General features: G+C 31.0%; 13 protein-coding genes and 1 pseudogene. 5 read left to right on the top strand and 9 right to left on the bottom strand.

Features of this window, described 5'->3' with window-relative positions; all coding sequences use genetic code 11:
* Positions 1-3: 3 nt before the first annotated feature.
* The 3 genes from DFR66_RS07465 to DFR66_RS07455 all read right to left on the bottom strand — a co-directional run bounded on the left by DFR66_RS07465 (position 4) and on the right by DFR66_RS07455 (position 3,634).
* A complete protein-coding gene (locus tag DFR66_RS07465) occupies positions 4-1,776 on the bottom strand; it encodes a MutS-related protein (RefSeq protein ID WP_114754211.1) in 1,773 nt (590 codons plus the stop codon).
* 115 nt (positions 1,777-1,891) lie between these two features.
* Entirely contained in the window at positions 1,892-2,725 is an 834-nt protein-coding gene (locus DFR66_RS07460) for a universal stress protein (protein ID WP_114754210.1), read from the bottom strand.
* Between the two features lie 78 nt (positions 2,726-2,803).
* On the bottom strand, positions 2,804-3,634 hold the full coding sequence (locus DFR66_RS07455; RefSeq protein ID WP_114754209.1) for a universal stress protein: 831 nt from the start codon (positions 3,632-3,634) through the stop codon (positions 2,804-2,806).
* Positions 3,635-3,808: 174 nt separating this feature from the next.
* Here DFR66_RS07455 and mnmE point away from each other — a divergent pair, with 174 nt between their 5' ends.
* The 3 genes and pseudogenes from mnmE to DFR66_RS07435 all read left to right on the top strand — a co-directional run bounded on the left by mnmE (position 3,809) and on the right by DFR66_RS07435 (position 6,666).
* On the top strand, positions 3,809-5,197 hold the full coding sequence (mnmE, locus tag DFR66_RS07450) for a tRNA uridine-5-carboxymethylaminomethyl(34) synthesis GTPase MnmE (RefSeq protein WP_114754208.1): 1,389 nt from the start codon (positions 3,809-3,811) through the stop codon (positions 5,195-5,197).
* Between the two features lie 427 nt (positions 5,198-5,624).
* A pseudogene (nadA, locus tag DFR66_RS14175) lies at positions 5,625-5,839 on the top strand (quinolinate synthase NadA); the annotation flags it as partial.
* Between the two features lie 344 nt (positions 5,840-6,183).
* Positions 6,184-6,666: a hypothetical protein gene (locus DFR66_RS07435; protein ID WP_114754206.1), complete on the top strand. Its 483-nt coding sequence runs from the start codon at positions 6,184-6,186 to the stop codon at positions 6,664-6,666.
* Between the two features lie 345 nt (positions 6,667-7,011).
* On the opposite strand, the gene DFR66_RS07430 is transcribed toward DFR66_RS07435, so the two are convergent.
* The 6 genes from DFR66_RS07430 to DFR66_RS13885 all read right to left on the bottom strand — a co-directional run bounded on the left by DFR66_RS07430 (position 7,012) and on the right by DFR66_RS13885 (position 11,561).
* Positions 7,012-7,605, bottom strand: coding sequence for a 2OG-Fe(II) oxygenase (locus DFR66_RS07430; RefSeq protein WP_114754205.1), 594 nt, complete (start codon positions 7,603-7,605; stop codon positions 7,012-7,014).
* Between the two features lie 219 nt (positions 7,606-7,824).
* Positions 7,825-9,282: an AAA family ATPase gene (locus tag DFR66_RS07425; protein ID WP_114754204.1), complete on the bottom strand. Its 1,458-nt coding sequence runs from the start codon at positions 9,280-9,282 to the stop codon at positions 7,825-7,827.
* 243 nt (positions 9,283-9,525) lie between these two features.
* Positions 9,526-10,644, bottom strand: a complete 1,119-nt coding sequence (locus tag DFR66_RS07420) for a vWA domain-containing protein (protein ID WP_114754203.1) — start codon at positions 10,642-10,644, stop codon at positions 9,526-9,528.
* Between the two features lie 107 nt (positions 10,645-10,751).
* Positions 10,752-11,135 (bottom strand): YchJ family protein, encoded by a 384-nt coding sequence (locus tag DFR66_RS07415; protein WP_114754202.1) that lies wholly within the window; start codon positions 11,133-11,135, stop codon positions 10,752-10,754.
* Positions 11,136-11,153: 18 nt separating this feature from the next.
* Positions 11,154-11,396 carry a hypothetical protein gene (locus DFR66_RS07410; protein WP_114754201.1) on the bottom strand — a complete coding sequence of 81 codons (243 nt, stop codon included), beginning with the start codon at positions 11,394-11,396 and terminating at the stop codon, positions 11,154-11,156.
* 15 nt (positions 11,397-11,411) lie between these two features.
* Positions 11,412-11,561 carry a hypothetical protein gene (locus tag DFR66_RS13885; RefSeq protein ID WP_167400496.1) on the bottom strand — a complete coding sequence of 50 codons (150 nt, stop codon included), beginning with the start codon at positions 11,559-11,561 and terminating at the stop codon, positions 11,412-11,414.
* A 419-nt stretch (positions 11,562-11,980) separates the two neighbouring features.
* Here DFR66_RS13885 and DFR66_RS07405 point away from each other — a divergent pair, with 419 nt between their 5' ends.
* Together DFR66_RS07405 and DFR66_RS07400 are read left to right on the top strand one after the other, a co-directional pair.
* On the top strand, positions 11,981-14,755 hold the full coding sequence (locus DFR66_RS07405) for a PAS domain S-box protein (protein WP_158634641.1): 2,775 nt from the start codon (positions 11,981-11,983) through the stop codon (positions 14,753-14,755).
* Positions 14,752-15,159, top strand: a complete 408-nt coding sequence (locus DFR66_RS07400; RefSeq protein ID WP_114754199.1) for a response regulator — start codon at positions 14,752-14,754, stop codon at positions 15,157-15,159. Before DFR66_RS07405 ends, DFR66_RS07400 begins: the two co-directional genes overlap by 4 nt.
* Positions 15,160-15,175: the final 16 nt, after the last annotated feature.

Genomic DNA, 15,175 nt, shown 5'->3' with positions numbered 1-15,175 from the left:
TCACTAAATCACTCCCATTTTTTTCATCAAGAAAGTAGCGCTTCTATTTTTACAAATTCCGTCACGCAATTTGTAATCAAAATGAAGTTCATTATTTATAATTTCAACCTCAAAACATTTATTGGTTAATGTATTTGGATATTCATTGGTGGTCAAGCAAACTTCAATATCATGCGTAGCTATGGCTCCAATGGCTTTTTTGCCAATCACTTTTTTCACCACTTCAATTGTTCCATTGCGTTTATCATCTGAATTGGTTCCACGTAATATTTCGTCTAATAAAACAAATGCGGGTCTGTGTTCCAATTCGTCCATAATTTGCTTTAAGCGTTTGATTTCGGCAAAGAAATACGATTCACTATCGGACAACGAATCAGATAATCGCATGGAAACTAAAACTGGCAACGGATGCACATTAGCCTGACTGGCACAAACTGGCGAACCCATTCCTGATAAAACCATGTTAATTCCTAAACTTCTTAAAAAAGTACTTTTACCGGACATATTTGAACCCGTTAAAATCATAAAAGATTCAGGATGAAAACTTACATCATTTCCTATTCTGGTTTTTTCATTTAGTAAAGGATGACTTAAATCCGTAAAATCAATTTCAAAATTGGTGTTTAAAGTTGGATACACAAACTCTGGATTGTTATAAGCAAAATTAGCTAAACTATTTAGCATTTCGAATTCACCTATAACTTCTAACCAATTTTCTAAAGCTTCCGCATGGTCTTTTTTCCATTGAATTAATGATTTTAAAACGTGTAAATTAAACAGAAACGTGCCATTAAAAACTATAGCTGTTACAAAATTACTGATGCTGTCCATATTAGAAAACAAACCTGCTAATTGTTTCAAATGAACGCTGGCATTTTCTTTTTTGAACATTAGTTTTTGCTGCAAATCGATTAACTTTTGTGATTGAAAAGATTCGTTTTCAATTTTTTGCAACAGCAAACTATATTGATGAATAGTTTTATCAATGTTTGTAGAATTAGCTACTTCAGCTTGGATTCGCTTTATAAAACGTCCTAAAATCATTAGATTAATAACAAACAAATACGACAAAACTGAGGCAAAAAAGGTGTTAGAAGTCACTACATAAGCAATCAGAAATCCCAAAAAGAGAACTGGTGAAAAATAAGATATAAAAATACTAGTTTTAGATAATGGTGTACTATTGAATGTTCTCCACTTGAGTAGCGTTTCATAATTCGATTGATTGTCATTGCTTACTTTGGCGAAAGCCAAAAATTCATGTCGCCAATCTAACTTTTCAGATAATTCTTTGATTGCTTGGTGATTTCTGGTTATCTCATGATTAGGCAATATTGACAACAATTGGTTTGCAAATGTTTTTTTACCAATAAAAGTAGCGGTTCTATTCAAGTTTTGAAACAAAGAATGTTCACCAAAAATATCTAAATCATACGAAGACGGATGGTGAAAATCATTGAATTCCTGTCCGTTTTCGAAAGGAATTTTGCTTCTTTCTAAATAGGATATTTCGTTTTCATTTATATCAAATAAGGCTTGATTAACTTGTTTTTCAAAAACTAATTTGGAATGAATTCGCATCAATATTACAAATAATCCAAATAGAAAAACGGCAGCAATTATGAAAATAATTTCACTTTTTTTGATATAATAATAAATAGAAACAAAAAAAAGTACAATAGTTATAAGTCTTAAAATACTTATGCTATTGTACTTTTTATTAATTGCAGTCAATGCCGTTGAAAAGTGTATCTTTTTTGCTTTGTATATTTCCATAATTCAATTGATGAATTGCAAATATAACGAAATAGATTACGATGAAGTCTAAATTAAAAGGCAATGGCGATGCCGAACTACATAGAATTCAAGATTTCAATTTATTAGAACTGAATCAATCAATATGAATCGCTAAAATTGGAACTTCAATATTAGTGACAACTTTTTTAGTCAAACTAGGATTAAAAATACCTTCAAAAAAACCTCTTTTATAAGTTAGCATTGTCAAGACATCTACTTCCTTGTACATGATGAAATCCAAAATTGTTTCTTTTACGGCGTCGCTATTAATGACATAGAAATCTATGGGTTCATTGATAAATTCAGCTTCCCAATTAGCAACAGTATCTTTTGAAACATCAGAATCACTGGTTTTTACATACAAACATTTTACTTTGGCTTTAGTTTTTTTGGCAATATTCAAAACCATTTTCAATGCATTTTTGTCTTTATTTCTAAAACGAGTTGTAAATCCTATAATTTCAATTTTTTTAAATTTTGCTTCTGCAGGTACACACAACATTGGAACTTCTATTCCAGAAATTACTGATTCAGTATTGGTACCCACAAAAAAAGCTTCCCAACCTGTGGCGCCGGAAGTTCCCATGATTACAAAATCAATATTATCCTCTTTGATTGATTTTTTGATATTATGTAACAAATCGCCATCCATTAAACGGTGAGACATCTTAATTTTATCCAAATGTCGCTCTTCAGCTATGGCTCGTAATTTTGGGAGTTCCTCTTTAAACATATCAAATTGAGCTAACTCCAACGAATCATAAATAACAGCATAATTTTCTGGAAAAAACTGATTGTCATATATTGGCAATTGAAATGTATGCAACAAAACGAGTTCGCCTTGAACTATTTTGGCAAATTCTAAAGCATGAACAAAGGCATTTGTAGACACTTCAGAAAAATCGGTTGGAAATAAAATTTTTTTCATTTTACAAGTATTAAAATAGTTCGTGTACCAGATTTAATTATTAATCTTCATTTTGAGCATCATCTAATTAGACTATTTTTATTCATGAATTGCCAAAATCGGTATATTAATATGAAATGCCAATTTTTTTGAAAGACTGATTTCGAATAGTTTTTCATAGAAATTTTTGTGATGTACATGCATTGCAATCATATTGATTTTATGTGAATCGATAAAATTTAATATAATTCCTTCAACGTCATTCCCTGTTACAGAATGCATTTTAATACTACTATCATCCATTAATTCCTCTCTGTGATGCATATTTTTATCATTATCTTCATGATCTTGAGGAACTACTTGAAGGCAATCAATATGCGCCTGAAATATCTTGGCAAAAGCCTTAACTTTCATGAAAGATTGTACATCATCTGATTGATATTCAGTAATAAAAAGTAATTTTTTAAACGGTTCATATTTGCATCGTTCTGGAATAACTAAAACTACAGCTTTGACATCATTCATCACTTTTATAGCCATTGTACCAAAAATTGTTTCTTTTAGACCAGTGGCACCTTTAGTCCCCATTACTATAAAATCAATGTTCTCGTGCTTAGTGATTTTTTGAATTTCTTCAATTAAATTCCCTAAAATCAATGCATGACTAATTTTTATGTGATTCAAATTATTTTCTTCAGCAATACGTCTCAGAACGGGAATCTCGTCTTTATAATTTTCAAAATTACTCAACTCCGTAACATCATAAATTTCATGCAAATACTCTGCTACATTTATATAATTAGCCTGTGGCAATTGATACACATGCATTGTGATGATTTCTGCGTTGATAGAATCAGCTAATTTTAACGCATAAATAAATGCATTAATTGAAACATTTGAAAAATCGGTTGGAAATAATATTTTTTTCATAAAGACATAATTGACTTAAAATCAATGTTTTATAAATTTACAAAACATTCACGTGAAGAAATATGATAATTATCACTTTGGCAAATTTTTAACAAAAAATAAGACTAGCGGATTCTCCTTAGCTAATTGGTGCGTCCTTAATTTTCCTTACTTTTGCATAAAATTGTACATATTATGATACCTCAAGATTGCATAGTGGCATTGGCTACTCCTTCGGGAGCGGGAGCTATAGCCGTAATTCGGATTTCCGGCCACGAAGCCATTACTATTGGTAATACTGTTTTTAAATCTATAAAGAATAAAGAATTAACGACACAAAAAACGCACACATTGCATTTAGGACATATTATGGATGATTCCAAAACTTTAGATGAAGTTTTGGTGTCCATTTTCAAAGGGCCAAATTCTTATACCGGCGAAAATACGATTGAAATTTCCTGCCATGGTTCCACTTATATTCAACAGCAAATCATTCAGTTATTACTTCGAAAAGGTTGTCGAATGGCTGATCCTGGTGAATTTACATTAAGAGCTTTCTTAAATGGAAAAATAGATTTATCACAGGCCGAAGCAGTAGCCGATTTGATTTCGTCAGATAACGAAGCGTCACATCAAATTGCGATGCAGCAAATGCGCGGAGGTTTCTCTAATGAAATTGCCAAATTGAGAGAAGAATTATTAAACTTTGCCTCACTTATCGAACTCGAATTAGACTTTGCCGAAGAAGATGTTGAATTTGCCGATAGAACACAATTTCATGATTTATTGAACCGAATTGAGTTTGTACTGAAACGATTGATTGATTCTTTTGCAGTAGGAAATGTGATTAAAAATGGAATTCCTGTAGCTATCGTGGGTGAACCCAATGTGGGAAAATCGACACTTTTGAATGCTTTACTAAATGAAGAACGTGCCATTGTTTCAGAAATTGCGGGAACAACACGAGACACAATCGAAGATGAATTAGTTATTGGCGGTATCGGATTTAGATTTATAGACACTGCGGGAATTCGACAAACAGAAGATTTAGTAGAAAGCATTGGAATTCGTAAAACGTTTGAAAAAATTGAACAAGCACAGGTTGTTGTCTTTCTATTTGACAGTTCCGAGTTTAAAGTTTCTGGTTTAAAGTTAAAAGTAGAACTGGAAAAAATTAAAAATCAGTTTCCGTTGAAACCGTTAGTAATCATTGGTAACAAAGCGGACAAATTAGAAGATAGTGAAATCGAAAATTTGAAATCTGAAATTCCAGAAATCTTACTAATTTCTGCAAAAGAAAAATTAGGCGTTGAGGATTTAAAAAATCAATTGCTTTCTTTTGTAAATACTGGTGCTTTACGAAATAATGAAACAATCGTCACAAATACAAGACATTACGATTCGCTACTAAAAGCTTTAGATGAAATCCAAAAAGTCAAATTTGGTCTTGAAACGAACTTGTCCTCAGATTTAATGGCATTAGATATTAAGGAAGCTTTGTACCAGTTTGGAATGATTACCGGACAGGTAACTAATGATGAATTACTGGGAAATATATTTGCTAATTTCTGCATCGGGAAGTAAGAGTGCTTTCTTCTGTTAATCAACTACTAAACTTCTTCTCTTAATTGTTGCTTAAAAGCTTATGCTTCTTGTACTTATTCAGAGTTAGGAGAATTTAGGCCAATAAAGCCCAAATTTGATGTGTATTTAGATTATTAAAACATCCCTAACCTATTTTCCAACATCTTCAAATACTTCTCATTCATTTCATTATTAAGAAAAGAAATTTCAAGCAATTCCATCCATTTTGGAGTTGCTTTTTTCATTTGCAGTAAAATAGTTGTTATTGTTTTTTCATTAAGAAGCAGTCTTTCCTGACCGCAGTAATCTATAAAATCCGTTTCTCGAATTTGAAATGGGAAAGCATAACAAATGAAGTTAAAAATAACAACCAATAAAAAATCATAAAGAGTGCATATTGGAATTATAGAAAGAGAAAAATGCGGTTATTTTGCCCCATTATTATCAAGAACCAGATATTCAGAATAATGCGGATTATGTTGGCAAAAGTTTAGATTTTTTTTTCTATAAGCCGTGAAAGTGAATACTTATATCATTCTTTATGCTAACGTGCATTTTATGGCCGAAACGGCTAAAATATTGAACCCGACAAAGAAAGTAAATCTACCCAATTTGAAAACTGGTTGCTCACTAGCAGAATCGAGCACGCTTATCAGCATTGACTTTTGTAATAAAAATTGCAGTACGAATTACTAAACATGATTACAATTGGAATTTAATTGTGTAACAATCCATTGATAGGAATGATAACCATGGTGGTTTTATGAAAGTCAAATAATAAATCTAAAACAAAAATTTTCCTAAGTCTCCAAATATTAAAACTCATTCGAAAGAAAATTTAATACCTGATTTTAAGATCAATAATTATAAAAGTATCTATTTCAAGTAAATCACAAACCACTAACAATCACTATTTGATATTATTTTGAATATAAAAGCATTATTTTGACTAAATTAGCAATAACTAACAATTAAAATATAGTGCCATGAAAACTCCTCTTCTATTTTGTATACTGTTTGCTTCTTTAGGATTTCAAAGTTGTAAAAAAAATGAAAACGACAATGACAATAAGGCTAAAGAAATTCCTGTTGAAAAACCGATAAGTGTTCAATGCTACAAAGCTTTATACGAAAATGACACTATAGATTTAAAACTGAACACTTTAAAAAATGGTAAAATTAACGGCGATATGGTAATGAAATTTTTCAATTCAGAAGAAAAAGTTGGAAATATCGCTGGAGAATTCAGTGGAGATACATTATTTGCCAGCTACACTTTTATTCAGGGGAACAATAAAAAAGTAACGTTTAAAAACCCAATGGCATTTCTAAAACGAGGTGACCAACTCATTTTAGGCAATGGTCAAATGCAAACTACCATGGGAGCTACTTATTTTGTCAAAGGTACACCTATAGATTTTGAAAGAGTAAAGTTTAAATTTACTGCTGTTGAATGTGCTACAGAATAATTTTAATTTAAAATCTTATATTACTTTTTTTGATTTTAATTAAACAAGTACTAACATCTTATTTTAAAAATTAATACTTATATTTTATTTTTTATAATTGATTATCAAGCAATTAAGTATTTTAATCTAAACACTTAATTTAAACTTTATATTTACTGTCCGGGCATGCTATTCACTACAAGTCCGCAGGAATCAGTTCATAAAACAAGCCCTAAAACGAGCTTCCTGTGGTCGCTGTTTTAGGGCTTGTTTTATATAATAACTTCTTCCTTTGCGTGCTTTCCGTTGCTATCATTGACAGAGAATATTTCCTTGAATTTTCATAATTTAAAAAGAAATTAAAAATTAATCACTCTTTAGCCATCCTGTAATACTCATTCTGGTATTTTGGGTAACTAAAACTTCATGAACTAACTCATCACTCTTGAAGAAAACAGTTTTGCCTTGAGTAGGCGAAATTTTTTGATTGTTATCCAATTGATGAATAAGCAATTCGCCACCATCACTTTCTATCCAATTACTATTTAAGTAACTAATCATCGAATATTTTCGGCTGGGATTATTTTTGAATTGATCCAAATGCTTTAAATAAAAATCACCTGATTCATACAAAGAATAATGAAATTCATAACCTGTAATTCCCGTATAGCAACTTTGATTTAGATAAAGAATAAAAGCTTCTATTTGTGCAAAGAATTCATTTTCAAATGCATTGTTGTGCTTTTTATCCAACCAATAAATGGAATCGCTTCGTATTGCGCCATCATAAGAAACCTTCTCAGAGTTGCCAATTCCAGCTTCCATAAGAAGGCTTTTCTGGTTTAAAACAATTAGATTTTGTTTGAGATTATTGGCCAAATCAGTACTTAAAAAATGGTCACATATCCCCACTTTATTTTCAATATATGAGGCAATCAAATCCTCAAAGCTATTTTCCATGACTTTTGAATTGACTGAAAATACCGCCAACGGTACAAGGTAGACTAATAAAATTCGTTAGAGACTGATTCTGAAATAAATAAAAAATTAAATGATAAACTAACACCTTTAGCGTGGAAATTAAAAATTTACCGTTTCAATTACATACAAAAAAGTCATTTAAGAAACTACAAAGTGTTGATTTCTTAAATGACTTATGTGATAAAAATAGTAGGTTCTTTATAGTTTACTGATAAAACTACCGTAAATATCCTTAAACTGATATCCTTCGGAGAAGCGATCTTTACTCAGTTTCTTGTATTCAACTAATCCCCAAAGAATAAATTCCTTCATAAAAAATTTATCTTCTTGTTCCAGTTGAGGTTGGTACTTTTTGATTAAAATTTCAAGTGGTACAATACTAACCAAGATTCTTTCGTATTCTTCATCCGAACAATCATCTAATAATTCGAAACCACTTTCAGCAAAAAACCATTCAATGATATCCGTATAGGCATTTTTGACACCTTCTTTTTCTAATTTTTCAATCTTTGGAAAATAAGCTGGGAAAAAAGTATGAATTGCATCGCCTAATAAATGTTGCGCTACAGCGGCAGCTCCCTCCTGCTCTCCTTCATAAACCAACTCCACTTTTCCAGTTATCGCAGGAATGATTCCCATAAAATCAGACAAACGCAAAGTTGTTTTATCAGCACCGGATTTCAGTGCTCTTCTTTCTGCGGTGCTTAATAAGTTTTCGAAAGCGGTAATGCTTAATCGAGCACTCACTCCGCTTTTGTTGTCAATATATTCGCTTTCTCTAGCTTCAAAACTAATTTGTTCTAATAAATCCCTTGCCAATGAAGGAACGTAAACCATATCATTTTGAGTCACATCCAGTTTTGCTTCCTGTTCAGTAATGGTTCTGGCGATTTTAATGGTTTCTGGGTAGTGCGTCAGGATTTGAGAACCAATTCTGTCTTTAAGTGGCGTTACAATACTACCACGATTCGTGTAATCCTCTGGATTTGCCGTGAAAACAAATTGCATATCAAGCGGCATTCTTAATTTAAATCCACGAATTTGAATATCGCCTTCTTGCAAAATATTAAACAAGGCTACTTGGATTCGAGCTTGTAAATCAGGTAATTCATTGATAACAAATATACATCGATTTGCTCTTGGAATCATCCCAAAATGAATCACTCTATCATCTGCGTATGATAATTTTAAATTGGCAGCTTTTATCGGATCCACGTCACCTATTAAATCCGCAACGGTTACATCAGGTGTAGCTAATTTTTCGAAGAAACGATCGCTTCTGTGCAACCAAGAAATTGGAGTAGCATCGCCATGCGTTTCAATAATATCTTTAGCAAAACGAGAAATCGGTTGTAACGGATCGTCATTTATTTCGGAACCCGTCACAAATGGAATGTATTCGTCTAACAATTCAATCATTTTACGTGCCAATCTGGTTTTGGCCTGACCACGAAGCCCCAACAAATTAATGTTGTGACGAGATAAAATAGCTCGTTCTAATTCTGGAATCACGGTGTTTTCAAAACCGTGAACACCATCAAATGTCGGTTTTCCCGATTTGATTTTTTCTCTAAGATTAGAACGCAATTCATCTTTAATGCTTTTGCTTACGTAACCTGATTTTTTTAATTCTCCGAGTGTTTTTATAGTATTCATTTGTTATTTTTTATTGATGTTGATATTGCAGTTAACCTTTGTTGCCATTGTAATTGCTTTTGTTATTGCTTTTGTTATTGCTTTTACCATTGCTATTGATATTGCTATTGCTATTACCATTGCTTTTGCTTTTACATTGCTATTGTCATTGCCATTGCTATTCTATTGCCACTGCTATTGACATTGACATTGACATTGTTCTCGAATGCGCTCGAACTGACAACTGTGACTGTAAACTGAGTTCTATTTTATTTTCTTTTTTCGATTGGTTTCATAATCCTCAAAAATCATTTCGCCCAATCCTTTTAATCCGGTGTAAAATGCTTTTCCTTGATTTGATTCAGTAAACTTATTCACAAATTTTTGCAAATACGGATCATTGGCAATCATAAAAGTGGTGATGGGAATGTGCAATTTTCGGGCTTGTTGTGCCTGATTGTAACATTTATCTACAATATATTCATCAAGACCATTGCTATTCATATAATACGAACCGTCTTTTTCGCGAACACAACTTGGTTTTCCATCCGTAATCATGAAAATTTGCTTATTCGTATTTCGCTTTCGGCGCAAAATATCCATGGCTAATTGTAAACCAGCAACCGTATTCGTGTGATATGGACCCACTTTTAGATACGGTAAATCTCGAATTGCAATCGTCCAGGCATCATTCCCAAAAACCAGAATATCTAAAGTATCTTTTGGATAACGGGTCGTAATCAATTCAGCAAGAGCCATTGCCACTTTCTTGGCGGGTGTAATTCTATCTTCTCCATACAAAATCATACTATGACTGATGTCAATCATTAAGACCGTACTCATTTGGGATTTGAATTGGGTTTCTTCAACAACCAAATCATTTTCGGTTAGCATAAAATCTGCAACTCCATTATTGATTTGTGCATTGCGTAAACTTTCGGTCAATGAAATACGTTCGAGTCCATCACCAAAATGAAATTCCCGAAATTCTCCGGTATGTTCATCCCCGTTTCCAGAATGTTTCGTTTTGTGATTCCCGCTACCAGACCGTTTTAAATTTCCAAAAATGTTATCTAAAGCTTGTTGTCTAATCGCACGTTCCGTCTTTGCAGTAATTCCAATTCCTGAAGTTCCATCTTCTTTGAGTTCGTCACGGATGTATCCTTTTTTCTTTAAACCTTCAATAAAATCATCGATTGTATACTGTTCATCGGTAAGTTTATATTCTTTGTCTAATTCCCGCAACCAGTCAATCGCTTCATCAAAATCCCCTGAGGTATGTGTGATTAATTCTTTGAAAATACCAAAGAGTTTATCAAACGGAGACTGAAAAGGCGCTTCGTATTGCTTGAAATAAAATCCTTTTTTATTATCATTTTTCATAGACAATAAAATTACATCAATAAAAATGTACTCGATACAAACGTTTATTAATTTTTAGTTAAAAACATTGACAAACGATGTAATTGGATTTTATAATAAAAAAGAAATTAATTAAAAAATTGTCCATCTACATAAAACCAAGTTCCATTTTCAAATTTGAAAGTGGATAGTTCGTGATGAATCTGTTTTTGAAGTTTGTTATCTAAAAAATGAGCTTTGAATTCCACGGTATTTTCAGTGGAATTTAAAATCTGCAATTGAAGCCACTGGTTATTAGTTGCCCAAAGAAGTATTTCGGATTTCGAATAGTATTTTCTTTCTAAAACATAGGTGGATTCCAGTAAATAATCAACTTGAAGTGTAGCATAAGCAGAATATCTGGAACGCATCAGGGATTCAGCAGTAGGCGCTTTTCGAATCCCTTTTATAATTGGTTCGCAACAATTCTGGAAATTTATATCGGAACCACAATAACATTTATTTTCAATCATTTTATTTATAAAAAAAAATTAAATGGGATTATTTGCTTGTCCATTAAGCCCAATTATTTTTTGATGCAATTGATTAAGCAATACTTGATAGCGGCTAATTTCCATTAAATCTTCATCTTCTTCAGCAAAATCAAGTAGCTCATCTAATTCGTCACTGATTTCTACTAATTTATTGTTGGCTTCTTTGGCGTTTTTTTCTGCAATAAAATCAATTATTTGCTGCACTCCATTTTTCACATCGTTAAATTTATTCTTTTCCATGACACGGGTTTTATATTATTCTTCTGAAGCCTTATCTTCATTAAACTTTTTAGTTATTTGTTTAAGTTTTTCTTTTCGCAATAGTACAGCTTGTTTAGCTTTGTCTTGCGCTTTGTGCAACTTATCGTTATGCTTTTTTATATTTCTTTCGTTATTTCTGCCCATGACTTTACATTTAGATAATCGAATCTATTAATTGACTCAAAACCACTGCAAAGTTCGGTTTTATTATTGAAATTAAAATTATTTTAGTTTGGTAGTTTATTTTTGTTTGAAAATTATAATAACAATTAGGAAGTTACATGTACAAAATACAGCAAAATTATTTATGGCAAAATTAATAAAACAAAGAATTTTTATGTTAATGACCATAATACATATCCTTGAAGTTAAATAAACATTTTTGAAACAAATTAATAATATAACGTTAATAAATAAATTAGTTTGCTCCAACAATTTTTTCATATCTTTATTTGATGAACAAAATTGTCTTCTAATACTTTCCATCACTATTCATGAAGTCTGAAAATAAATATCCTAAATTCATCAGATGGTTCCTGAAAAGGCCTAAAATCACTGGCTTCATGACCTTTTTATTCTTGAGTTATGTTGTAACATTTATAGTTGCACAGCAATACAAAATAATAAAAGAAAATGAACAAAGAGAAATGGTTAACATACTAAATGTTGTTCATCAAAATATAGAACAAGCCCTCAAAAACTGCTACACCACTACTTTATCTCTGGCACTAACTATCAATGATAAAGGCATTCCTAAAAATTATGAATTTGTAAGTGAAAAATTAATAGAATCAAATCCTAACATAAGTGCTGTTCAACTTGTACCAAATGGAATTATAAAATATGTATATCCTTACAAAGGAAATGAAGCAGCAATAAACTTAAACATTTTAACCACGCCCCATCTTAAAAGAGAAGCATTAAAATCTATCGCAAAGAAAAAGATGTATTTTGCCGGTCCTTTTGAATTAAAACAAGGCGGTATGGAAATAGTTGGAAGGTTTCCTGTTTTCCAAAACAATAAATTTTGGGGTTTTTCTGCTGTTATTATAAAGTTAGAAACTTTTTTAAAAGCATCGGGAATTAAAAATATTGATGATTCAAAATATTACTTCCAATTTTCAAAATACGATATTGAAAAAAAACAAGAAGTATTTTACTTGCCTAATAAAATCGATTTTTCAAAAAATTATAGTATCAACAGATTAATCCCTGATGGTGACTGGAAATTATATTTGATAAAAAAAAATAAGAATTATTTATGTTTACAAATATTATTTCCTGGACTTTTAGGAATCACTCTTGCGGGACTTTTTGGATTTTTAATCTTTACACTTCTAAAAATACCAGAGGAATTACAAACTTTAGTAACTACTCAAACATCTAAATTATTAAATTCTGAAATAAAATTTAAAGCTATTTTTGATCAGGCAGCTGTAGGAATCGCCAATGTGGATATTACAACAGGTAATTTTTTAGAAATTAATAATAAATTTTGTGAACTTCTGGGTTATACTCAGGATGAAATGAAAAATAAAAACTTTCAATCGATAACTCATCCTGATGACCTTAAAAATGACCTAATAAATGTAAATAAACTTGAAAATAGAATAATTAATGAATATTCTATGGAGAAAAGATACTTTACAAAGTCAGGTAAAACTATTTGGGTAAATTTGAATGTTACGCCAATCGTAGATAAAAGTAAAAACCAAATAAGCGCTATTTCTATAGTTGAAGATATTACTTTAAAAAAAGAAGCAGAGGAATTAATCATTAAGAGTCAAATTCGATTCAAAAGTTTATTTGAGGACTCTCCTATTCCATTATGGGAAGAGGATTTTTCTGGAGTAAAAAAATATCTTCAAGAATTGGAACTTATCAATCAAAGTCCTGAGACAGTAGCTCTATATTTAAAAATGCACCCAGATGTTGTTCAAAAATGTATTTCTTTGGTGAAAATTATCGATGTGAATACAATTTGCCTGCGCCTTCATAAAGTTAAAAATAAAGAAGAATTAATATCTGATCTTTCACAAATTATCGATACTGATTCTATTCGCGATTTTACAAAACAGCTCATTGCCATAACACAAGGTGACAAACAATTAATTGTTGATACCAAAATAAAAAATAAAAATGGTGAATATCGCAACGTAAATTTAAGATGGAATGTAATCCATGGGTATGAAAAATCATTGGAAAGAATCATCGTTTCTACTGAAGATATTACAGAACGAAAAATATCCGAAAATATAATTCTTCAATCGCAACAAAGAATCGAATCCCTAATTAACACTATAGACGGAATCGTTTGGGAGTGTGACGCTAAATCTTTTAATTTTAGTTTTATAAGTCAAAAAGTAGAAAATATATTGGGTTATACCGCAGAGGAATGGTTGTCGAGCAAAACTTTTTGGATAGATCACATTCATCCAGAAGATAAACAATGGACAATCGATTATTGTACTTTGAAAACAAATAAAATTTTAAATCATGATTTTGAGTATCGGATGATTGCTAAAAATGGAGCTGTCGTTTGGTTAAAAGATATTGTTAATGTGATTTCTGAAAATGACCAACCTTTAAATTTACGTGGTATAATGATAGATATTACGACAATGAAAGAAGCTGAGAAAGATTTGAATGAAGCTTTTAATTTAGTGACAGAACAAAATAAAAGATTACTAAATTTTTCATATATAGTTTCACACAATTTAAGGTCACATACTAGCAACATAGCATCGATTATGTCTTTAATCGAATCTTCAGAAACAGAAGAAGAGAAAGATGAAATGATCCAATTATTAAAATCAGTTTCGAATTCCTTAAACGAAACGATGATTCACTTAAATGAAGTTATCAATATAAGGACTAATATTGGTTTAGTTTCTGAATCATTAAATCTTAAACAATACATAGAGAATGTATTAAATGTACTTTCTGAACAAATAAACTCAAAAGATGTTTCAATTTCTATTAACATGCCTAATAATGTAATGGTAAACTATAATCCGGCTTATCTTGAGAGTATCTTGTACAACATTATTTCAAATTGTATCAGATACAGCCATCCGGATCGAAAACCCATCATCACTATTAAATGGATCACTAATTATGATGACAAAATTCTACAAATTACAGACAATGGTATTGGAATTGACCTAGTTAAGAACGCTGACAAAATTTTTGGAATGTACAAGACATTCACTAATAATGCAGATTCCAGAGGAATTGGATTATTCATTACAAAAAATCAAATTGATGCTATGGGTGGAGATATCACTGTTGAAAGTGAACTCAATATAGGAACAACATTTAAAATCTATATTAAATGACAAAAAAAACAATCTGGGTAATTGATGATGATTTAATTTATCAAATTATTGTAAATAAGATCCTAAAAAGATGTGATATGTTTTCAGCGATCGCTACATTTAAAAACGGTAGAGAAGCAATAGATGCGCTTCAAGATATAGTAAATAATACCTTGAAAAACAGCACTATACTTCCAGATATAATCCTGTTAGATATAAATATGCCTATTATGGATGGTTGGGAGTTTATGGAAAAAATGGGGGGTATAAAATCTAAATTCAGCAAACAAATATCTGTTTATATCGTAAGTTCCTCTATTGCTGTAGAGGATAAAAATAAATCAAAAACGTATTCAGATATTTTAGGTTATTTATCTAAACCTATTAGCATAAATGATATAGAATTGATTGCTTCAAATGATTAAAATATATGATTAAAAT

It is taken from the genome of Flavobacterium glaciei (genome assembly GCF_003350545.1).
In the GTDB taxonomy this organism is placed as follows: domain Bacteria; phylum Bacteroidota; class Bacteroidia; order Flavobacteriales; family Flavobacteriaceae; genus Flavobacterium; species Flavobacterium glaciei.
This window is presented reverse-complemented; position numbering and strand designations above follow the sequence as displayed.